At 44.2% G+C, this 23,143-nt stretch carries 19 protein-coding genes; 16 read left to right on the top strand and 3 right to left on the bottom strand.

Annotation, left to right across the window (positions count from 1 at the left end; translation table 11 throughout):
- The first annotated feature begins 1 nt into the window (after position 1).
- The 7 genes from M1P97_RS13510 (at position 2) to M1P97_RS13480 (ending at position 8,663) form a co-directional block, all read left to right on the top strand.
- Positions 2-943 carry a hypothetical protein gene (locus M1P97_RS13510; RefSeq protein ID WP_249389361.1) on the top strand — a complete coding sequence of 314 codons (942 nt, stop codon included), beginning with the start codon at positions 2-4 and terminating at the stop codon, positions 941-943.
- A gap of 11 nt (positions 944-954) precedes the next feature.
- Entirely contained in the window at positions 955-3,132 is a 2,178-nt protein-coding gene (locus tag M1P97_RS13505) for a Kelch repeat-containing protein (RefSeq protein WP_249389360.1), read from the top strand.
- A gap of 1 nt (position 3,133) precedes the next feature.
- Positions 3,134-4,021, top strand: coding sequence for a serine O-acetyltransferase (locus tag M1P97_RS13500; protein ID WP_195372844.1), 888 nt, complete (start codon positions 3,134-3,136; stop codon positions 4,019-4,021).
- Between the two features lie 101 nt (positions 4,022-4,122).
- Positions 4,123-4,521 (top strand): (2Fe-2S) ferredoxin domain-containing protein, encoded by a 399-nt coding sequence (locus M1P97_RS13495; protein ID WP_249389359.1) that lies wholly within the window; start codon positions 4,123-4,125, stop codon positions 4,519-4,521.
- 24 nt (positions 4,522-4,545) lie between these two features.
- Positions 4,546-6,339, top strand: coding sequence for an NADH-ubiquinone oxidoreductase-F iron-sulfur binding region domain-containing protein (locus M1P97_RS13490; RefSeq protein WP_249389358.1), 1,794 nt, complete (start codon positions 4,546-4,548; stop codon positions 6,337-6,339).
- A 41-nt stretch (positions 6,340-6,380) separates the two neighbouring features.
- Positions 6,381-8,171 carry an NADH-dependent [FeFe] hydrogenase, group A6 gene (locus tag M1P97_RS13485; RefSeq protein WP_249389357.1) on the top strand — a complete coding sequence of 597 codons (1,791 nt, stop codon included), beginning with the start codon at positions 6,381-6,383 and terminating at the stop codon, positions 8,169-8,171.
- A 3-nt stretch (positions 8,172-8,174) separates the two neighbouring features.
- Positions 8,175-8,663: an NADH-quinone oxidoreductase subunit NuoE family protein gene (locus M1P97_RS13480; protein WP_249389356.1), complete on the top strand. Its 489-nt coding sequence runs from the start codon at positions 8,175-8,177 to the stop codon at positions 8,661-8,663.
- A 343-nt stretch (positions 8,664-9,006) separates the two neighbouring features.
- Here M1P97_RS13480 and M1P97_RS13475 read toward each other — a convergent pair whose 3' ends face one another.
- On the bottom strand, positions 9,007-9,990 hold the full coding sequence (locus M1P97_RS13475) for a TPM domain-containing protein (RefSeq protein WP_195372849.1): 984 nt from the start codon (positions 9,988-9,990) through the stop codon (positions 9,007-9,009).
- Positions 9,991-10,011: 21 nt separating this feature from the next.
- On the bottom strand, positions 10,012-10,611 hold the full coding sequence (locus M1P97_RS13470) for a LemA family protein (RefSeq protein ID WP_195372850.1): 600 nt from the start codon (positions 10,609-10,611) through the stop codon (positions 10,012-10,014).
- A gap of 701 nt (positions 10,612-11,312) precedes the next feature.
- Between M1P97_RS13470 and M1P97_RS13465 the strand changes: the two genes are divergently transcribed.
- The 9 genes from M1P97_RS13465 (at position 11,313) to M1P97_RS26290 (ending at position 21,102) form a co-directional block, all read left to right on the top strand.
- Entirely contained in the window at positions 11,313-12,686 is a 1,374-nt protein-coding gene (locus M1P97_RS13465) for a cytochrome c peroxidase (RefSeq protein WP_129733645.1), read from the top strand.
- A gap of 26 nt (positions 12,687-12,712) precedes the next feature.
- Positions 12,713-13,177 carry a septal ring lytic transglycosylase RlpA family protein gene (locus tag M1P97_RS13460; RefSeq protein WP_249389355.1) on the top strand — a complete coding sequence of 155 codons (465 nt, stop codon included), beginning with the start codon at positions 12,713-12,715 and terminating at the stop codon, positions 13,175-13,177.
- A gap of 105 nt (positions 13,178-13,282) precedes the next feature.
- Entirely contained in the window at positions 13,283-14,551 is a 1,269-nt protein-coding gene (locus M1P97_RS13455) for a TolC family protein (RefSeq protein ID WP_249389354.1), read from the top strand.
- Between the two features lie 21 nt (positions 14,552-14,572).
- On the top strand, positions 14,573-15,661 hold the full coding sequence (locus M1P97_RS13450) for an efflux RND transporter periplasmic adaptor subunit (protein ID WP_249389353.1): 1,089 nt from the start codon (positions 14,573-14,575) through the stop codon (positions 15,659-15,661).
- A gap of 7 nt (positions 15,662-15,668) precedes the next feature.
- Entirely contained in the window at positions 15,669-18,794 is a 3,126-nt protein-coding gene (locus M1P97_RS13445) for an efflux RND transporter permease subunit (protein ID WP_249389352.1), read from the top strand.
- A gap of 40 nt (positions 18,795-18,834) precedes the next feature.
- On the top strand, positions 18,835-19,512 hold the full coding sequence (locus M1P97_RS13440) for a response regulator transcription factor (protein ID WP_195372855.1): 678 nt from the start codon (positions 18,835-18,837) through the stop codon (positions 19,510-19,512).
- Positions 19,509-20,687: a sensor histidine kinase gene (locus M1P97_RS13435; protein WP_195372856.1), complete on the top strand. Its 1,179-nt coding sequence runs from the start codon at positions 19,509-19,511 to the stop codon at positions 20,685-20,687. Before M1P97_RS13440 ends, M1P97_RS13435 begins: the two co-directional genes overlap by 4 nt.
- A gap of 80 nt (positions 20,688-20,767) precedes the next feature.
- A complete protein-coding gene (locus M1P97_RS13430) occupies positions 20,768-20,968 on the top strand; it encodes a DUF6722 family protein (RefSeq protein WP_075557488.1) in 201 nt (66 codons plus the stop codon).
- 2 nt (positions 20,969-20,970) lie between these two features.
- Positions 20,971-21,102: a hypothetical protein gene (locus tag M1P97_RS26290; RefSeq protein ID WP_262497543.1), complete on the top strand. Its 132-nt coding sequence runs from the start codon at positions 20,971-20,973 to the stop codon at positions 21,100-21,102.
- 20 nt (positions 21,103-21,122) lie between these two features.
- On the opposite strand, the gene M1P97_RS13425 is transcribed toward M1P97_RS26290, so the two are convergent.
- Positions 21,123-23,120 carry a biosynthetic peptidoglycan transglycosylase gene (locus M1P97_RS13425; protein ID WP_249389351.1) on the bottom strand — a complete coding sequence of 666 codons (1,998 nt, stop codon included), beginning with the start codon at positions 23,118-23,120 and terminating at the stop codon, positions 21,123-21,125.
- Positions 23,121-23,143 lie beyond the last annotated feature (23 nt).

Raw genomic sequence — 23,143 nt, 5'->3', positions numbered from 1 at the left:
TATGAAAAGACTTTGGATACTTATCTTACTAGTTATTGTGCTTCCGGAATGTTTACTGGCACAACAACGGACAGAATACAATAGAAAAGGCGACGAAGCAATGAAGCGCCAGGATTATAGTGATGCAAGGATGTGGTACGAAGAAGGGATCAGCAATTGCGATTCATACAGTATCGATCAGTTGACTGCTATATGGAAGACAAATAAAAAAATGCGTGCCTCTATGCGCAGTTTAATGACCAAATGTTTGAATTGTCTGACTGTAAAAGCAACAGACAATGACTCGATAGCAGTTGCTCAACTAATAATATACTATAACGAAGGTATAGGAACTCCTATCAGTGACGAGTTGGCTTCCTATTGGAGTGACCGGTTGGAAGAACTTCGTAAACCGGTAGAACCGATAACCTATGTTCCCATACAAGAGAGAAAGCCGAGAGAACCAATGAAGTTCTTCGCCGGATATGCTTTTTCTATTGAAGCACCTTATGGTCTGACAGTAGGAGGGGTAGGTGAAAGATTTGGATGGTATGCCAGGTTCAGGACGAATATGTCGTTTGATGATTATACGGGTGAGTGTCGGGGAGATCGTGAATTGCTTCCTCCGCCGGATGATTTTTCCGTAAATTTCACCAATAAGAAGAAATCCAACAATATAGCAGCTTCGGCCGGGTTAGTTATTAAATGTGCTCCCTGGTTATACTCTTCTGTTGGATTAGGATATGGAAAGAGAGAACTTCTATATGAATATATAACTACTGATCATTTCGATTCCAATAATAAAAATATATTCTGGGCTAAGAACACAGACTATTCCTATGAAGGAGTCGTTGTTGATTTGGATTTTATGGTAAAGTTCGGGCCTGTGTTTGTTAGTGCAGGTTGTAATACTCTGAATTTTAAATATATTGATCTTAATGCCGGTATTGGTGTATTCTTTTAACTGATAATAACATGAAACAATTATACTTACTATTATTCACCTTGTTTGCTATAAGTTTATCCGGATGTCTGGAAGAACCGGATATGGATCCGAGTCTCCAAAATGCTTTTGCTCCGGAGTTAGAGAAATTTACACCAGCTAACGTTGATATCACAGCTACGACGATTGTTGCAAGAGCTACAGTGAAAAAAGAAAATGGTGATCCGGTCACAGAGCGTGGTTTTATCTATTGGTTGAAAAATACTGACAAAGTTGAGACTAAAAAAGAGACTAATGTAGAAAATGGGAAAGGAGAATTCAAACAGGAAATAGAGGGATTAAAGAATGATACTGTTTATTACATTAGTCCATTTGCAAGGAATAAGAAAGGTATAACCTATGGAGATACATTAGGTATTAATACCAAGGCTGGTATTGGTAGTGTCATTACCTCTGAAGTTACAGATGTTACAGCTACTTCTGCCGTAGTGGGAGGTTTAATTAAAGATAAAGGTGAAGGCGAAATCAAAATGATCGGTTTCAATTTATATAAGAACTCTGAATTAGATTCAATTATCAAGATTGATATGGATGAAATGCCGACAGATTCTACATTTATCCATATGTTAACAGAGCTGGATCCTGAAACAGAGTATGTTATTGAAGCGATTGTGGAAAATAGTTTTGGACAATTCAATACCGACAGACAAAGTTTTAAAACTCTGGACGGACATCCTGAACTTGGTTTCCTGTCAGTAATTGAAACTGATTATACGCAGGTAACGGTTAGAGCTAAATTAGTGAAAAAAGGGGATGGAGAGTTAGACTCTATAGGCTTTTGTTGGAGTGATGTTAAAGCAGTTGGCAGGCCTAATATTAAAGAGGATTCAACCATAAAATGTACTGTAGACAAAGACGGATTCTTTGTAGGTGTAATACCTAACCTGAAAGCACAGACGCAATATTTTGTACATAGTTATGCAGTAAATGCTTTTGGTACTGTTTATACTCCGGATAGCATTGAATTTTCTGCGAAAAGTGATGCTCCTACTATTTTTATGGATGAAGCATCAAACTATGTAATGAAAGATGGAAATGTTACAATGAGTGGTGTTTTAAAGGATGATGGTAGGGATAGTGTTTCAGAAATAGTTATCTGCTATTCATTATCAGCTACTCCAAATCCGGAAAAATGTGATGGAAAAATAACCTTAAACAGAGATGAACTAGATGCAGATAATAAATTTGAAGTATCATTTCCTAAACTAAAAGGAAATCAAAAGTATTATGTAATAGCTTATGCTAAAAATAAATTTGGTACGGGATCAAGTAGTGCGGTTTCGTTTATCACGCCACCTATTTTCACTACAGATAATCTGGAGAAGTTTATAAAAAAGGATGATAATCGAACTGGCCGTACGAATTATTCTCTTTTCACATTAGATGATCAGGTCTTTATTCTTGGAGGAGATTTAGGGAGCAGTAGAACAAATGAATTATACGGCTATAGAGCTAGCAGTAATATATGGAAACCTCTTGAGCCTTATGAAGTTGAAGTGATGAATATGGCTGTTTGTACAAATGGTAATACAGCTTATGTATTTGGTGGAAATACACTTACTCAAAATATCACTAAGTGTAATTCATATAAGGATAATATTTGGACTCCTTTGGCTCCATTGGAAAATGGGAATGTACGTAATAAGGCGGTTGCTTTTTATTATAATGATTATATTTATTTAGTTGGCGGAAAAATAAATTCTATAGCTACTGATACCATTTGCGCTTATGATATTAACAAAAACGAATGGCATGATTTCGGTAATTTCAAAACACCACTAAGTGATGGCATTGCCTTAATTTTTGAGGATGATGTATATATCGGTTTAGGCGAAAAGACGGCGAATCGCGGATTCTGGAAGTCTAATGGAGGTGATTTTACTACTTGGGAACCATTAGTAGAAGAACTTCCCGGAAAAATGGGTAATATCTCTACTGGAGTAATCTATAACAGAAGCATATATGTTGTAGACGAATTTGGTGTAATCTGGCAATATAGTATAGATGACAAAGTTTGGTTTCAACGTTCTACTTGTTCAGGAAATAGTAGAAACTTTGATATATTCGTTCTGAATGATACCATCTATATCTTAGGATTAGACATTTATGCAAATGAATTTATGACCTACGACCCATCATGGGACAACTAATATGACTAGAGCCGATATATTAAACCAGATACAAAAAAACGTAGAACGTTTGTCGGCTTCCGATTTGCCGGAATATAAATACATTCCATTGCATCAGAAGCCGTCACCTTCCGTTCATTCGCTTCAGGAGATCATGCGGTTACTGCGGAAAGTGATCTTCCCGGGGTTCTTTGGTTCTGAGCAGGAGGCACAGTTCGATTCTATACAATATTATACAGGGGTATATCTGGAGCAGATATATGATTTGTTGCAGGAACAGATATACAATGGATTATGTTTTGAAGTAGATCGTTGCTGCGACTCCAAAGACCGTTCTTCGGAGATCGCGATCAGCTTTATCAATCAGATACCGCACATCAAATATTTGCTTTCGACAGATATTAAAGCAATCCTGGATGGTGATCCTGCAGCGAAGAGTATTAGCGAAATCATCTTTTGCTATCCGGCAGTACGTGCCATCCTGCATCAACGTGTAGCCCACGAATTATTGAAACTCGGAGTGCCTGTTCTGCCACGTATCATTACAGAAATGGCACATTCAGATACCGGGATCGATATTCATCCGGGAGCACAGATCGGTGAGTATTTCAGTATAGACCACGGAACCGGTATCGTTGTCGGCCAGACTGCCATTATTGGAAATCATGTGCGCTTATATCAGGGAGTCACTTTGGGGGCGAAAAACTTTACATTGGACGATGAAGGATTACCTCTCGATATCCCCCGGCATCCTATTCTTGAAGATTATGTAACTGTTTACTCCAATGCTTCGATACTTGGACGCATCACGATTGGAGAAGGATCAGTGATAGGAGGTAACATTTGGCTGACCCATAGTGTACCTCCGAACTCAAAAGTTCTTCAGTCACGAGCCGTTGAAGATAAGTAAACTTTTTCTTTTTTTAGGTCAAAACACTACCGTAAATTAAAGAGAAATACGTATGTTTGCGTTATACCCTGACAGGGTCTAATACCTTAAATGCATACGTGATGAGCAAAGTAAAAACGTTAGATGACCTTCGGAAGATGCGCGAGTCCTTACGCGCCTCCCTCGATTTACGCGAGAAAAGTAATAATCCCGAACAAATGGTTCAGATCAAGGTCGCGATGGCCACCTGCGGAATAGCGGCGGGTGCCAAAGAAGTGATGAGTTACTTTATTGAAGTACTCGATCGTGAACGTGTGGATGCACTGGTTACCCAAACCGGATGTATGGGATATTGCTATGCAGAACCCACAGTCGAAATTACTATTCCCGGTAAAGAACCGATCGTCTTCGGGCGTGTCAATAGGACAAGAGTTGACGAGATCGTTACTAATTATATCAAACAAGGTATTTTAGTAGATGACATCATACCTGTCAATTATAACTCGGTCGGTCCCGAATAACAAACCTATCCAAATACTTACATAATGGCACAATTTAGCAACTATATTCTGGTGTGCGGAGGAACAGGCTGCCGTGCATCGCAAAGCGAACTTATACTGGAAAACTTAAAGGAAGCAGTCAGGCAAAACGGTTTACAGGAGAGCGTACAGGTGATCCGGACCGGTTGTTTCGGTTTTTGTGAGAAAGGTCCTGTCGTAAAACTGATACCGGATAACACTTTCTATGTAGAAGTCAAACCGGAAGATGCGGAAGATATCGTGAACGAACATCTGGTAAAAGGGCGAAAAGTAGAACGTCTGCTCTACGTAAATCCGGAAACAAAAGAACTGATACTCGATTCCAAACATATCAACTTCTATAAAAAACAATTACGTATTGCCTTGCGTAACTGTGGCTTTATCAATCCTGAGAACATCGACGAATACATTGCCCGCGACGGTTATATCGCCCTGGGTAAAGCCCTGACGGAAATGACACCCGATGAAGTGATCAAAGAGATCATCGCCAGCGGACTGCGTGGCAGGGGCGGCGGTGGTTTCCCGACCGGACTTAAATGGCAGATCACCCGCAAGGTACAAGCTCCTCAGAAATATGTAGTCTGTAATGCCGACGAAGGAGACCCCGGTGCATTCATGGATCGTTCCATCCTGGAAGGCGATCCGCACTCCATTGTTGAAGCAATGGCTATCAACGGATACTGTACCGGAGCCAGCAAAGGGCTGGTTTATATCCGTGCCGAGTACCCGCTGGCCGTCGAACGGCTGAGAATAGCGATCCGGCAAGCCAAAGAATACGGCCTCCTGGGAGAAAACATCTTCGGAACGGATTTCTCTTTCGATATCCAGATACGTTACGGAGCCGGAGCATTTGTATGTGGGGAAGAGACTGCCTTGATCCACAGTATGGAAGGCCTTCGTGGTGAAGCAACCGTGAAGCCGCCGTTCCCCAGTGAATGCGGGTATAAAGGCTGTCCGACCAATGTTAATAATGTAGAGACCTATGCCAATATCCCGGTTATCCTTCTGAAAGGAGCCAAATGGTTCAGCAGTATCGGAACGGAGAAAAGCAAAGGAACCAAAGTGTTTGCCCTGGCCGGTAAAGTCAACAATGTCGGCCTGATAGAGGTACCGATGGGTACAACCCTTCGCGAAGTCATATTCGGCATCGGCGGAGGTATTAAAGACGGAAAGAAATTCAAAGCCGTACAAACCGGCGGACCGTCGGGCGGCTGTCTGACCGAGAAGCATCTCGACCTGCCTATCGACTACGACAACCTGATAGCTGCAGGTTCAATGATGGGATCGGGCGGTATGATCGTTATGGACGAAGACGATTGCATGGTCGCTATGGCCAAGTTTTATCTCGACTTCACCGTAGAAGAGTCGTGCGGTAAATGCGCTCCCTGTCGTATAGGAAATAAACGTCTGCATGAAATGCTGCAAAAGATCACGACGGGAAGAGCTACTGTTGAAGACCTCGACAAACTGCGTAACCTCGCGATGGTAATCAAGGATACCGCTCTTTGCGGATTGGGACAAACTTCGCCCAACCCGGTTCTTTCCACTATGGATAATTTCTATGAGGAATATCTGGCGCATGTCGACGAACAACGTTGTCCGTCTCACCAGTGCCGCGAACTTACTCAATACTTCATCAATCCGGAGAAATGTAAGGGATGTACCATGTGTGCCCGTATCTGCCCGGTACATGCTATTACCGGCAGCCGGAAAGTTCCTCATACGATCGACTCGGAAGTATGTATCCGTTGCGGATCATGTATAGAGAAATGTAAGTTCGATGCTATTTACGTACACTAAATAAGTTGACAGTGGATAATTGACAGTTGACAGAGAAGAATATGGAAAATATAAAACTAACGATAGATAACAGAGTAGTGGAAGTCTCCAAAGGAACCACCGTTCTCGACGCTGCAAGGAGTATGGGTATCCGTATCCCGACACTTTGCCACATGAAACTCGAAGATTTGAATTATGAGAATAATCCCGGAGCCTGCCGTATCTGTGTAGTGGAGATAGAAGGCCGCCGTAACCTGGCACCGTCCTGTAAAACAGAATGTACGGAAGGAATGGTTGTCAGAACCCATACGCCGCGAGTAATGAATGCCCGTAAGACCGTGATGGAACTGATCCTGTCGAATCATCCGGCCGGATGTCTTACCTGTAGCAGTAACGGTTACTGCGAACTTCAGACGATAGCTCACGACCTGGGTATTCGCGAGATAAGATACCAAGGCGAACAATCCACCTTCGAGATCGACCGTTCGCCGTCAATCGTACGCAACATGAATAAATGCATCATGTGCCGCCGGTGCGAGACAATGTGCAACAGTATACAGACCGTCGGTGCACTGACAGCCGTCAACCGTGGTTTCAATGCCGCCGTGTCGACTGCATTTGAACGCGATATAGCCGGAAGTACCTGTTCTTATTGCGGACAATGTGTATCCGTCTGTCCGGTAAATGCCTTGAGCGGACGTAATACGCAGCAACCCGTACTCGATGCCTTGGCCGATCCGACCAAGATTGTGATTGCACAAACCGCCCCTGCTGTCCGCACCGCCTTGGGACGTGACTTCGGTTGCGAACCGGGAACACTGGTCACCGGAAAGATGGTGTCCGCCCTCCGTCAGTTAGGTTTCGATTATGTGTTCGATACGGACTTCGCTGCCGACCTGACCATTATGGAAGAAGGTACGGAGCTACTGCAACGACTTGGCAAATACCTGTCGGGCGACGAGGAGGTAAAGATACCGATGATGACAAGTTGCTGTCCAGGCTGGGTAAGTTTCGTAGAGCAACATTTCCCTGAGTTGCTGGGTAACCTTTCAACGGCAAAGAGTCCGCAACAGATGTTCGGAGCCATAGCCAAAACCTATTTCGCCGAAAAGCTGGGCGTAGACCGTAAAAGTATCGTGGTGGTATCCATTATGCCTTGCTTAGCTAAAAAATACGAAGCCAGCCGTCCCGAGTTTGCCAGCGAAGGAAATCCGGATGTAGATATCTCCATCTATACCCGCGAACTGGCCCGTCTGATCCGTTATGCGAATATCAACTTCAACGAACTTCCCGACAGCGATTTTGACCATCCTCTCGGCGAGTCGACCGGTGCGGGAGTTATCTTCGGAACAACCGGAGGCGTAATAGAAGCAGCCTGCCGTACGGCTTACGAACTATATACAAAGAAGCCTCTGGAGAAAATCGAATTTAAGGAATTACGCGGTTTGGAGGGTATCCGCAGTGGAACGATCAACTTCGACGGTACACCTGTGAAGATCGGTATCGCTCATGGCTTGGGCAATGCCCGCAAACTGGTAGAAGAGGTGAAGAGTGGCAAATCCCCTTACCACGTCATCGAAGTAATGGCCTGTCCCGGCGGTTGTATCGGAGGTGGCGGGCAACCGTTCCATCAGGGACGCATAGAAGTTCTCCGCAAACGGGCTGCTGCCCTTTATAGCGAAGACGAAAACAAGCCGCTTCGTAAGAGCCATGAAAACCCCTACATTCAGCAGTTGTATAAAGAATACCTGGGTGAACCTTGCGGACCAAGGGCTCATAAGTTATTGCATACTCACTACTTCGACCGTAAAGAAGTAGTCAATATGTTTTTGGAAACCGATAAAGACGAATAAGCCATGGAAAAGATACATTTGCCCCAGTCAAAAGTAAAAGAACTGCATGCCGTATGCAAAGATCACGACAACGATCCCGGTGAATTGATCAATATACTGCATGCCGCACAGGAAATATTCGGTTACCTTCCCCGTGAAGTACAAGAGATGGTTGCCGCCGAACTGCATATCCCGGTGTCGCGTGTGTATGGCGTAGTTACCTTCTATTCGTTCTTTACCATGACTCCGAAAGGGAAATACCCGATCTCCGTCTGCCTGGGAACAGCCTGTTATGTGCGTGGAGCAGAGAAAGTACTGGATGAATTCCAACGTCAGCTGGAGATAAAAATAGGGGAGACTACCCCCGATGGACTGTTCTCCTTAGATTGTCTCCGTTGTGTGGGTGCCTGTGGACTGGCCCCTGTCGTAACGATAGGAGGTAAGGTATACGGAAGAATTACCCCTGAAAAAGTAAGGGATATTTTGTCGGAGTATTACATTCGCGAAGAATAAGAGTTTTTCCCAAAAATGCATTCATGCCTTCATTTTGATTGTAATAACTTAGTTATCAACAAATAGCGACATGAAGGCAAATTGGGAATTGGGTTCATATCTGCCTTCATTGATGACGGTTAATCCGTAGCATACGACTAACAAAGATCAAAGACGGCAACAATTAGTACAAAGGTCGTAACAAACTAAAATTACCCTGTACACCTTGGTTTCCTGGAGTGTACAGGGTAATTTATTATAATGTACAGGATGATCGGGCAGGGTGTACACCCTGGTAATAAAAGGTAATAACCTTTATCTTAATACCTACCGACTTTTATTTTAGTTAGTGCCGACCTTCCGGTTAGAAACGGCTAATGGAACCACCACCTCCCGAGCGTCCTCCGCCCCAGGAACCTCCACCACCGCCAAAGCCTCCACCGAAACCGCCGCCTCGTCCGCCACCACCAATGATGATAGGGCCTGTACTGCGTCTCAGCCGGCTGATATTACGATTTTTCTTTTCAGTATAACCGCAATTTTTACATCGGTAAGTCTCTTCTGCCAATCCTTCGGAACTGTAAGTCGCTCTCTGTATAACCTGCTGGCCTACATATACCAATGTTTTTTGTCCGCAACGGGGACAGATACGCGGACGGTATTTCAGATAAGAGACAAGGATAAAGATTCCGGCGGGGAATACAACAATCATAATGATGAACAGCCACATAAAAAGGCCGTCATCCTCTGCCTGCCGGTTACGACCGCCACCTGTCATGGCAGCACGCTCATAGTCGCTCGCCATCAGATATTCCTTTACGGCGGCAACGCCTTTCAGCATGCCTGTACTATAATCTCCGGCTTTCAAGTCGGGGATCATGTATTTTTGTTGCAGGCGGTAGGTAATAGCGTCTGGAAGTACTCCTTCCAGACCGTAGCCTGTCTCGAAGACAACAGAGCGTTGGGTAGGCTCGGTGACAAGCTGGATCAATAAACCGTTATCTTTTCCCTTCTTTCCCAGTCCCCAATGTTGGAACAGGTCGGTTGCGAACATGCGGGCATCGTTATCGCCAATGCTTTCAACGGCAACGACGGCGACTTCTATTCCCAGGCTGTCTTCGACAATCTGCAGAAGGCGGTTGATACGGTCCACGTCCTGTGGCTGGATAATTCCGTCCGGGTTACTCACATGGTTATACCGGTCGGAGAGGCGTACATTGGGTATCGTCTCGACAGTATAATCCTTGGCAGCCGAAAGATGCAAAGGGAAAAGGGAAATCAGCAATATGCCGGTAAGCAGGACAGCCAGCAGGTGTCGGCTCACCGGTATTCTATTCAGATTATTCATTCTTTATCCGGACTTATTGGATTAGAATTCAACCTTCGGAGCTTTCTCCGCACCACTTTCCGCGCTGAAATAGGCTTTAGGCTGGAAACCGAACATGCCGGCCAGGATATTGGTAGGGAAAGTACGGATGTAGGTATTATAAGACTGTGCCGTTTCGTTGAAACGTTTACGTTCCACAGAGATACGGTTTTCCGTTCCTTCCAACTGTGCCTGCAACTCAGAGAAGTTCTGATTGGCTTTCAGGTCGGGGTAACGTTCCAGTACGACCATCAGGCGGGAGAGGGCACTACTCAATTCACCCTGTGCAGCCTGGAATTTCTTCATCGACTCTTCATTCAGGTTAGAAGGATCGATTGTCGTCTTGGTTGCTTCGGCACGGGCGCTTACTACACCTTCCAACGTTTCCTTTTCATGTGTTGCGTATCCTTTTACGGTATTTACCAGGTTAGGGATCAAATCCATACGGCGTTGATACTGGTTCTCGACCTGGCTCCAAGCTGTTTTTACTCCTTCATCTTGCGTTACCATTGTGTTGTATGTGCCTTTCACCCAGGAGTAACCGGCAAATAAAAGTACCACGATAATGGCGAGCGTAATCCACAGAGCTTTGTTCTTAAACATTTTCTTTTTGCTTTAATTGTTATACATAGTTGTGCAAAGCTATATAAAAAACAGGATAGTATAAAGTTTGGTTCGAATATTGTCAGATTTGAATGTTACTTTTCTCTTGAAAGAAAAGTAACCAAAAGTTCAAGGCTGCACCGGCTTCGCTGCTATGGTGAAAGACTACGCTGTCGTCTGCGAACTCGCTTCGCTCAAACAGCGCAGCCTCCTCACGCTTCGTCTTTCCCCTTCGCGGACGCTCACCCGCTGAAGGCCTGTCAGAGAACGCAAAGCGTTCTTTTGGGATTGCCGATACCGACACCTTTATAATACAACAGGTGTTTTCGACTTTAACAGACGGTATCGGCAATCCCTAGAGGAAGCTTTGCTTCCTATGAAAGGCGTCAGCTGGCGAGCGTTAAACGCAGCAGCCGGAGAGAGCGGCCGGAGCATCCGCTGTTTGAGCGAAGCGAGTTCGGAGGCGACAGCGAACGTAGGATGCGAAGTAGCGAACCTGGTGCAGCCTTGATCTTTTGACTACTTTTGGATCAAGCCAAAAGTAGGTTCAATTATTTCTAAATTGGCACATTAGTCCCTTATTACTCATTTCCTCATAGACTATGCTTATCACCCGATAAATAAAACCTATCGGCTTACTGAACATATATTAATAAATATATCTACATTTGCATTAAACAAATCTTAAACAACCAATAATTATGCGCAACACTAGTCTTAGTAAAATGGCAGTACTTCCTGTCGGACTACTTACATTAGCTTTAACGATGCCTTCATGCTCATCCAATGAGTATAAGAAACTTGAAGGCGACAAGGCAAAGCAGGTAGCCTCTATTATTCGTAACAACGGATGTCTGGAATGTCACTCTGCCACAGCAAACATTCCATTCTACGGTAAACTTCCGATTATCGGTCCGGTCGTACAGGCTGATATGAAAGAAGGGACACACTATCTGGACCTGACCGCCATGATTACGGCCCTTGACAACGGACAAGCCGTGTCCGAAGTGGATTTGGCAAAAGTAGAGAACACTGCACTCAGTGGTTCAATGCCTCCTGCTAAATATTACACCATGCACTGGGGTACTAATCTGAACGATGACGAAAAGGCGGTTATTATCGCTTGGGCGAAAGAAGCTCGTAAAAACAACTATGTATCGCCTACTGTTGCCGAAGAGTTTGCAAACGAACCGGTTCAACCGTTGATGGCTTCCATCGCAACCGACCCGGCAAAAGTTGCTTTAGGATTTGATTTATATCACGATACTCGCTTGTCGGGTGATAACACGATCTCTTGTGCTACCTGCCACGGACTGAATACAGGAGGTGTCGATCGCAAACAATATTCAGAAGGTATCCACGGGCAATTCGGTGGAGTGAATGCCCCGACGGTGTACAATGCTGCGCTTAATTTCGTTCAGTTCTGGGACGGACGTGCTGCCGACCTGAAGGAACAGGCTGCGGGACCTCCATTGAATCCGGTAGAGATGGGCAGCGTTTCATTTGATGAAATCTGTACTAAACTGGCAGACGATAAGGAACTCAGTAAACGTTTTCTGGAAGTATTCCCGGAAGGTTTTACCGAATCGACCGTAACGGAGGCTATTGCTGAATTTGAAAAGACATTGCTTACCCCGAGCCGTTTCGACAATTACCTGAGAGGTGATAAGAATGCACTTACCGCTGAAGAACTGGAAGGTTACCAGTTATTTAAAGATAACAAATGTGCAACCTGCCATGTAGGTATGAACCTCGGCGGACAGTCGTACGAATATATGGGTATCAAAGATAACTATTTCGATTACCGTGGTACCGGTTTGACAGATGGTGACAACGGACGCTGGTCTGTAACAAAGAATGAGGCCGATCGCCATAAGTTCAAAACACCGACGCTACGTAATGTAATGATCACTCCGCCGTATATGCATGACGGAACAATCACTACCATCGAGGATGCTATTCAGGTAATGCATGAATTCCAGATCGGACGCCATATTTCAGATACGGAAACTGCAAAGATCGTAGCCTTCCTGAATACGCTGACCGGTGAATATGACGGAAAACTTCTCCAATAAATACAAATTAGTTATTATATTTGCACATGCCCTTCCGCCTGTCCCATATAATACTCCTTTTCATCGCTTTACAAAGCGTAGGGGTTGCGTGGGGGCAAGAGGAAGGGTTTGCTTCTTATTATCACGAACGTTTCCACGGCCGGAAATCGTCCAGTGGCCGTGTTCATGACAAAGACGAACTGGTAGCTGCCCACCGCACATATCCTTTCGGTACTTTCCTTCGTATCACCAACCTCGATAATATGAAAAGCGTTATCGTATGTGTCACCGATCGTGGTCCGCATCGTAAAGGAAGAATTATCGATGTGTCTGCCAGTGCTGCCCAATTGCTGGGATTTAAGAAAAAAGGAATTGCCCGTGTCCGTCTGGAAGAGGTTCCTTGTGCGATCGATCTGCGTTATTTAGATCTTATCTATCCCAAATGCCCTCCTTATCTCGATATCGACCATTTACAACCAACTCCTCCTTACCGTATGAAAATAAGTCGCTGACAATCTTCTAATCAAAATCTAATTTCACTTAAGAATATTCTAATCGGATACACAAGGCTAAAACACCCCCCTCCTTATACCTTTGCTTCCAAAAAACAGAAGCAAATGAACAAACGAGTCATTCTCCTATCATTTATTTTACAGGTATTTACCTTTAATATGCGAGCTGACGACCAGACGACAAAACTTAATTTGCAGGAAGCCGGACAACGTTTCACCACCTGCAACCTGGAACTGATTGCCGAACGTTACAATATCGACAGGGCCGAAGCCGAAGTTATCCAGGCACGTCTCTTTGAAAACCCTGTCATCTCACTCGAGCAGAATGTTTACAATCGTCTGAACGGCAAATATTTCGATATGGGACGGGAAGGAGAGGCTGTTGTCGAAGTTGAACAACTTATCTATATTGCCGGGCAACGCAACAAACGTGTCCGTGTGGAAAAGCTGAACAAGGAAATGGCTGTCTATCAGTTTGAAGAAGTTCTACGGACGCTACGTAGCGAGCTTAACAGCAAATTTATCGAACTATACTACACCGGGAAGTCACTCTCCGTCTACGATAAAGAGATCGTTTACCTGCAACAATTATTGGAAGTAATGAAAGAACAGAATGCGAAAGGAAATATCTCGTTACTGGAAAAGTCGAGGATACAGGCTCTTCTGTTATCCCTGCAGCAGGAGAGGAACGAAGCATCCAATCAATTGATCTCCCTGCAAGGCGATATGAAACTACTGTTGGGACTGAATGTCTCCGAGTCTTTCGAACCTATTTTCGATGAATCGGTATTGAACCAGGTCGATATAGCCTCCATCCCTTTTATCGAACTGAACAATCGTCTGGCTGAACGTCCTGATATAAAAATGGCACGTACTAATATACAAGTGTCGCGTGCCAATGTTAGTCTCCAAAAATCGCTCGCTTTTCCCGAAGTCAGCTTGAAAGGTTCTTACGACCGGGCAGGTAACTTCTGCGATAATTACTTTGCGATCGGCCTGAGCGTATCGGTTCCGATATTCAACCGTAACCAGGGAAATATCAAATCGGCCCGTCTTTCCGTCCTGCAAAATACCAATAGGGAGGAACTTGCACGGAAGCAGGCAGAGAAGGAACTCTTCACCAGCTATGCCCGTCTGGAAAAGGCTGTGAAGCTGTATAATACATCGAATTACGAACTGGAACGCGATTTCGAAACGATCATCGACGGAGTAAACAGTAATTATCGTAAACGCAATATCAGCCTACTTGAATTTATCGATTACTATCAGGCATATAAAGAAACTTGCCTGCAATTATACCAGACACAGAAAGACGTATTCCTCGCCATGGAAGAGATCAACACCGTGACAGGCAGCGATGTCTTCAATTATTAACGAATAATAATAAGTAAATATATGAAAAATAAGAATTGTATAGTATTGGTACTCTTACTTCCACTGCTAGTGGCATGCGGTAGTAAAACCACCGGACAAGAAGATGGAACGGCCCCTCTCATATTGACTGACAGCCTGCTGAAAGTCGTATCGGTAGAAACGGTACACGAAATCCCTCTCAACAACGAACTGATCTTGAATGGCCGTGTCAGCTTCAACCCTGAACAGGTGGCGAATGTGTATCCTATTTTCGGAGGTAATGTGTCGGATGTAAACGTAGAAGTGGGCGATTATGTAAAGAAAGGCGATATACTTGCTGTGATCCGCAGTTCCGAGGTGGCCGATTATGAAAAGCAACGGAAGGAGGCGGAGCAGCAACTGATCCTGGCAAACCGTAACCTCGATGCTACACGAGATATGTTGAAAAGCGGAATGGCTTCCGAGCGCGATATGCTTCAGGCAGAGCAGGAGGTGAGTAATGCACTGGCCGAACAGAAACGGATCGGGGAGGTGTATTCCATCTATCATATTACAGGTAATTCCGTTTATGAGATAAAAGCCCCTGTTTCGGGCTTTGTCATCGACAAGAATGTGAGCCGTAACATGCAGATACGTTCCGACCAAACCGAAGAACTCTTCACGATCTCCGGCCTCGACAATGTATGGGTGATGGCCGATGTGTACGAGAGTGATATCAGCAAAGTTCGTGAAGGTGCTCCGGTACGTATCACTACACTGGCATACAGGAATAAAGAGTTCACAGGAACGATAGATAAGGTATATAATATCCTGAACGATGAAAGTAAGACCATGAATATACGCGTAAAGCTGAAAAACGATGATTATATGCTTAAGCCGGCTATGTTTACCAACGTTTATGTGCAAAGTAACCAGGAAGGCGAAATAATGCCTTGCGTAAATGCCCGAGCCGTTATTTTTGAGAACGGGCGGTATTATGTGGTGTGCGTCGACGAAAATAACGAACTGCATGCCTGTGAAGTAACCGTATTCAAGCAAACAGAGAAAAACTGCTACCTGCAGTCTGGCCTGAAGGAAGGCGATCGTATTATCGACAAGAATGTTCTTTTGGTTTATAACGCTTTAAAGTAACGGAACGATGCATAAATTCATAGACAATATAATAGCCTTCTCATTAAAGAATAAATTCTTTATCTTCTTCTGCACTGTTATTGCCATTATCGCCGGCGTTGTCAGTTTCGTTCATACTCCCGTTGACGCCTTCCCCGATGTTACCAACACGAAGGTAACGATCATAACCCAATGGCCGGGACGTAGTGCGGAAGAGATAGAGAAGTTTATCACGATCCCTATCGAAATAGCCATGAACCCGGTACAGAAAAAGACGGACATCCGTAGTACCACTCTGTTCGGGCTTTCGGTAATCAACGTGATGTTTGATGATGATGCCGACGACTTTTATGCCCGCCAGCAAGTGTATAACCTGCTGAATGACGCCGACTTACCAGAAGGTGTTACGCCGGAAGTTCAACCTCAGTACGGGCCTACGGGCGAGATATTCCGTTATACCCTGCGAAGCGATAAGCGTTCTGTACGCGAATTGAAAACCTTTCAGGACTGGGTGATTGAACGTAAATTGCGTGCTGTTCCGGGAGTAGCCGATATTGTGAGCTTCGGGGGTGAAGTGAAGACATTCGAAGTGAGTGTCAATCCGAACCAGCTTATCAATTATAATGTAACCACCCTCGAACTCTATGATGCCATAGCCAAGAGTAATATTAATGTAGGGGGCGACGTGATTACCAAAAGTTCGCAGGCCTATGTGGTACGAGGCATCGGCCTGATCAATGATACGAAAGAAATAGAGAATATCGTTGTCAAGAATATCAACGGTACGCCTATCCTGGTAAAACATCTGGCTACCGTAAGCGAATCGAGCCTGCCGCGTCTGGGACAGGTGGGGCGCATGGATGAAGACGACGTTGTTCAGGGAATTGTTGTTATGCGGAAGGGAGAAAATCCCGGAGAGGTTATTGCCGCCCTGAAAGAAAAGATTACAGATATCCAGGAGAATGCTCTTCCCGAAGATGTAAAGATCGTTGCTTTTTATGATCGTGAAGACCTGGTGGATCTGGCGGTACGCACAGTAACACACAACCTTATCGAAGGTATTTTGCTTGTCACTTTCATTGTGTTGATTTTTATGGCAGACTGGCGTACAACGGTGATCGTATCCATTATTATCCCGTTGGCGCTACTCTTTGCCTTTATCTGTCTTCGGGCGATGGGAATGAGTGCAAACCTGCTCTCGATGGGAGCCATCGACTTCGGTATCATTATCGATGGGGCAGTCGTCATGGTGGAAGGGCTTTTCGTCGCACTCGACAAGAAAGCACGCGAAGTAGGTATGCCGGCTTTCAATGTGATGAGTAAGATGGGACTGATCCGTCATACGGCAAAAGACCGTGCTAAGGCGGTGTTCTTTTCTAAATTGATCATTATTACGGCGCTGGTTCCTATTTTCGCTTTTCAGAAGGTGGAAGGAAAGATGTTCAGCCCGTTAGCTTATACGTTAGGGTTTGCTTTGTTAGGAGCTTTGATCTTTACCCTGACACTGGTTCCGGTACTTTCGTCGATGTTATTGAAGAAGAATGTACGCGAAAAACATAACCCGTTCCTGTCGTGGGTAAACCGGGTATCCGTTTCTATATTTGACCGTTGCCATGCCCATAAGAAAACGACGATCGGTATTGCCTCCCTGGTAGCCGCTGTCGGTTTATGGAGCTTTACGTTGCTGGGTACAGAGTTTCTTCCCCAATTAAATGAGGGTTCTATCTATATCCGTGCTACCTTACCACAAAGTATCTCGCTCGACGAATCCGTTAAACTGGCCAACCAGATGCGCCGTGGCCTGGCTTCCTATCCGGAAGTACGTCAGGTTCTTTCGCAGACCGGACGGCCCAACGACGGTACGGATGCCACCGGTTTCTACAACATAGAATTTCATGTGGATATCTATCCTGAAAAAGAATGGAAAAGTAAGCTGACCAAAGCCCGGTTGATTGAAAAGATGGAAGGAAATCTGGCTATCTATCCGGGTGTCGACTTTAACTTCTCCCAGCCAATTACCGATAATGTGGAAGAAGCGGCAAGTGGCGTAAAGGGTTCTATTGCCGTAAAGGTGTTCGGTAAAGACCTTTACGAATCGGAAAAGAAAGCTGTCGAAGTCTACAAAGTACTGCAAACTGTCGAGGGTATAGAAGACCTCGGTGTGATCCGTAATATCGGACAACCGGAACTGCGTATCGAGCTCGATGAATCGCGCCTGGCACGTTATGGGGTTGCCAAGGAAGATGTACAGTCTATCATCGAGATGGCGATAGGTGGTAAAAGTGCCTCTTTACTTTATGAAGATGAACGGAAGTTCAATATAATGGTTCGTTATGAATCTTCCTTCCGCCGGAGTGAAGACGAGATCGGAAAGATTCTCGTCCCTGCCCGCGACGGAACGATGGTTCCTATCAAAGAACTTGCCGATATCCACACGATAACCGGTCCTTTGATCATTTACCGGGATAACCATGCTCGTTTCTGTGCTGTGAAATTCTCCGTTCGTGGACGTGATATGGGGACAGCCGTAGCCGAAGCCCAGCAGAAGGTGAACAAACAAGTGAAACTGTCCGACGGCTACACATTAAAGTGGACGGGCGACTTTGAAAACCAGCAACGTGCTACCAAACGACTGGCACAGGTGGTTCCTGTCAGTATTGCTATTATTTTCGTTATCCTGTTCGTCTTGTTCGGTAATGCCCGTGATGCCGGATTGGTATTATTGAATGTGCCTTATGCAGCGGTAGGAGGGATCATTGCCCTGTTGATTACCCGTTTTAATTTCTCTATCTCGGCAGGGATCGGTTTCATCGCCTTATTCGGTATCTGTATCCAGAACGGGGTTATCATGATTTCTGATATCAAAGGGAACCTGAAAGCACGAACCCCCTTGCCGGATGCTGTCAAATTGAGTGTGAAAGACCGTGTCCGTTCTGTACTGATGACGGCTTCGATGGCGGCAATCGGTTTGATGCCGGCTGCACTTAGTCATGGGATAGGATCCGAAAGTCAACGCCCGTTAGCTATTGTTATCATTGGTGGGTTAATAGGGGCAACCTTCTTCACTCTCTTCGTCTTTCCGCTTATGGTCGAAGCCTTTTATAGCCGGATGTTATATGATAAAGAGGGAAAGTTAATACAACGGAGGTTGTAAATTTGCGTATATTTGTGCTCCTAAGTAAACAAGATATCAGATGGCAAAAATATTATTAGTAGAAGATGAAGTGAATATCGCCTCTTTCATTGAAAGAGGACTACAGGAATTCGGTCACGAAGTAAGTGTTGCTTACGACGGTGTAGCCGGCTGGGAGTTATTGCAGAAGGAAAATTTCCAGCTTCTGATCCTGGATATCATCATGCCTAAAATGAACGGCTTACAGCTATGCCGCCAATACCGGCAACTATATGGCTATCAATCGCCAGTCGTTATGCTGACAGCTTTAGGAACTACCGACGATATTGTCAGCGGCCTCGATGCAGGGGCCGACGACTATCTTGTCAAGCCTTTCAGCTTTCAGGAACTGGAGGCGCGCATAAAGGCCCTTTTACGTCGATCGGGAGTTGAAACAGCCACCGCCTCTTTGCAATGTGGTGACTTGAGTCTTGATCCGACCGGCCATCGTGCGATACGGGGAGAGAAGGTTATCGACCTGACCGTAAAGGAATACCGTCTATTGGAATATTTTATCCTGAACCAGGGAACGGCCCTCAATCGTCTGACTCTGCTGAAACATGTATGGGATAAAGATTTCGATACCAATACGAATGTAGTGGATGTCTATGTTAATTATCTCAGGACTAAGATAGATAAGGATTTCGACCATAAACTGATCCGTACCGTTGTGGGTGTCGGTTATATGATGGAAGCATGAAAACGGGAAACAAGATCGCATTCTTTTATACGGCAATAACCGTCGGCGTCATTGCCTTTGTTACTATTGTTTTCTATTTTATTGCTACAAACTATATTAGCCGCCTGTATTATTCCTACCTGACAGAAAAGGCCTATGCCACTGCCGAGAAGCATTGGGAGAAGGATGAAGTGGATGAAGAAAGTTATGCCCGCATACAAAAACGGTATGAAGAAACCTTGCCGGTAGCTACTGAAATATTATTGAATGCCGATAGCATAGCCGAGTCGCATACGGCATTATCGCGGTATATGACCGAGAAGGAGATTGCCCGGCTCTATTCCGGCGAAGTGATTACCTTTCATGAAAAAGAGAAAATGGGTGCCGCTCTTTATTATCCGGATAACGAAGGGAACTTTATTGTTCTGGTGATATCCAACAATCAATATGGGGGCGATATCCAACAGCGTATCGGTTGGCTATTGCTTGCCCTGATCGTTATCAGTGCCATACTTATTTACTTTGTCGGAAAATTGTATGCAACCCGTATGGTCGACCGTATCGATGCTGCTTACCAAAGTGAGAAAGCTTTTATAAGCAATGCGTCGCATGAGTTGAATAATCCGCTTACTGCTATACAGGGAGAGTGTGAAATCAGCTTATTAAAAGAACGAACTCCGGCAGAATACCAGGCTGCTTTACAGCGTATCGCTTCGGAAACTAAACGTATCATCCAGTTGATGAAACATCTTCTTTTCCTTTCTCACGGTGATAAAGAGATATTAAAGAATGCCACTGAAAATATTATGCTGGCTGATTTCCTGATGCAGTTTGTCGGTAACCGGGTCCGTTTTACAACCGATACCTTTGCCTATTGCCTGGAAGCGAATCCCCACCTATTAAAGATCGCTATCGGCAATATCTTGAACAATGCCTGTAAATACTCAGGTGAGAAACCCGTCGAAATGCGTCTGAAAGGTTCTGTCCTGACCATCGAAGATTCAGGTATCGGTATTCCTTCGGAAGAGATGAAACGTATTTATCAGCCATTTTATCGTGCGAGTAATACCCGTGAGTTTGCCGGACATGGTATCGGTCTTAGTTTATCACTACGCATTTTGAATTCCTATGGGGCTCAGGTGGACATACATTCCGAAGTGAACAAGGGTACGAATGTTGTTATAGACTTTGGATAATAAATGTTCGTTCTCATTTGTTTATTGATAAACAATCTTTATCTTTGATGCCATGTTTAACTTATTAAAACCATGTAACTATGAAATTAAAAGAAAGAGTAGGAGAATTCTTCCTCGACATCTCCAAACTGGTAATAGGAGGAATTATCTTGAGTAGTATTGTAAAGGAACCTATTAATAGATGGGTAATATATAGTTTAGGAGCATTTTTCTCATTTTTCTTAATACTTGTAGGATTTGCTTTAATTAGTAATTCAGAAAATAAAAAGAAGGAGGTATAATTATGAATATATATGTATATATGATTATCACAGGGGTAATTATTATCGGTTTATCTTTTGTCTGGTGGGAAGATCGAAAAGAACGTAAACTGCAAGAAGGAAAGCCTGAGAATGATAAACAACAAACCGAATAAAAGATAAATGCTTTCAGTCATTAATTTGTCTGATCATTATCGGGTCCTGCTAAGTAATATTTAGCAGGACCTGTTATTTTCAAATCTTCCGGCCGTACCCCTTCAGCCTCTTCGGGTGTTATTAATCCACGATCAACCAGACGGCTAAGTATCACCTGATAAAACTCCGTATAATAAGGTTTCAGTTGTAAGCCGTCAAAGCAGTAACGGACATGTTTCGGTTTGGGTATGATACTGGCAAGGAAGATACATTCTCCTAAAGACAGAGCCGATGGCTCTTTGGCAAAGTAAAAATGCGAAGCCTCGGCCGCACCATAGACAAACGGTCCCCATTCGACAATATTCAGGTAAACCTCAAACATTCGTTCCTTAGAAGTAAGATGGTTACTCTCTATGAGCCAGACAATCAATATCTCTTCCAGTTTACGGGCAATTGTCTTGTTACGGCTCAAAAAGACATTCTTTACCAACTGCATACTTAATGTACTTCCGCCCCGGGCAAAACGCCGTTCTTTCAGGTCCAGTATCAGGGACTCGCGAATCGCACTCGGGATAAAACCATTATGGTAAAAGAAACCAGCATCCTCACTCTGCATAATCGCCAGCGGCAAATAACGTGATACCATAAGGAAAGGGCGGAAAGAAGGATTGCCTTCACCTACCTCGAATGTGCGTACCGGTTCATCATTCTCGTAAACTGTATATTCGAAGGGTTCGTTCATCTTGCGTAGATCGGTATTCCCATATTGAGTGATCTGGAAATTACGGGCAGTAAGCGATGACTCCAGTTGCAAGCTATCCAATGAGGAAAAGTCGACATCCAATAGAAAATGATAAGATAATGTTCCATTGGCCTTCAATCCTTCCAGATTATTGAACAACCCTTTAGGTAAAGAGACAAATAAATCATTCGCGGGAAAATCTTGTTTATTTACTGAAGCGGTTATATGCCAATCGGAATCTTTCTCTGCTTTTAGATAAGGGTGGAAATCCAATTGGTTAAAGTTTATCCGGGAGACACTATCCAGCTCCAGATAGTTCTTGCCGATATTCACCTGGCAATCGATAGTTCCCCGATCCAGTAAAACCGTGTCGGGAGAAATACGTCGTTGATGAAGTGTCAGCCCACTGATATTCGCCTGTCCCCGGACAGCATGTAAATCGTTCTTTTGTAATAGTTCCTCCAGTTTGAACGCCAATGTATCGAACTGTATCTGTGTTCCCCAGCGGTAGTTCAAAAAGGGGAGGGTAATCTTCGTATTCTCTTTGGCATGTAACCTGGCTTCAATCTTTTTTTCTCTCTCCTGTAACACCCCCTCGCAAACCCATTCGCTTTGTACTCCATTTTCCGTACTTCGTATTCCGGTAGTGAAACGACTATCTTTAATGACCAGCGAAGGTATTTCTATCACGAGTTCATCCCCTTTATTCAGATAAGAAACACTTAGATTACGTAAAGTCGCATTGTCAGGCAGTAATTTGAAGAGCAGACTAAACAGCCGGCTTGTCTTTCGCGCAAAATTCTGTTCTGTTTCAGTACGGACTGTAACATTCCGGGAAGTGGCAGTATGATACAGGAAATCAAAATTAGAAGTTGTATCCTTTTTAATAAAGGAAATGTTCACTCCATCGGCTTCAATACTCTTTACAGAAATTTTTAAAAGAAGAAGAGAAGAACGGTCCAGCTTCATCCGGAAAGAATGGCTTTGTAAAAAAGTATCTGCATCCTGCGGGATCACAGACACCCCTTCGATCTGTATACCGCTCAGACCAATCATCTTAATATCGTCATAATGAATAGATATCCGGCGTGTCTTTTCTAACTTTTCCAGTTTATGACCAATGTATTGCCGTATGAATATATTCCGTACGGAAAACAAAAGTAAAACCAAAACCGCTAAAAGAATGACACCTGTTACTATTACTTTCCTAACAGGTTGATGCATATATTCTTCTTGTTTAAAACGGAAGTAAAAGTAGATGTATTTATTAAATATACCAACGCTTTTCTTCAACATTCTACCTCTTTATTCTGTTTTAA

This window comes from Parabacteroides leei, from assembly GCF_023369805.1.
In the GTDB taxonomy this organism is placed as follows: Bacteria; Bacteroidota; Bacteroidia; order Bacteroidales; family Tannerellaceae; genus Parabacteroides; species Parabacteroides leei.
The sequence above is the reverse complement of the archived record's forward strand: the minus strand, read 5'-3'. Positions and strand labels throughout refer to the sequence as shown.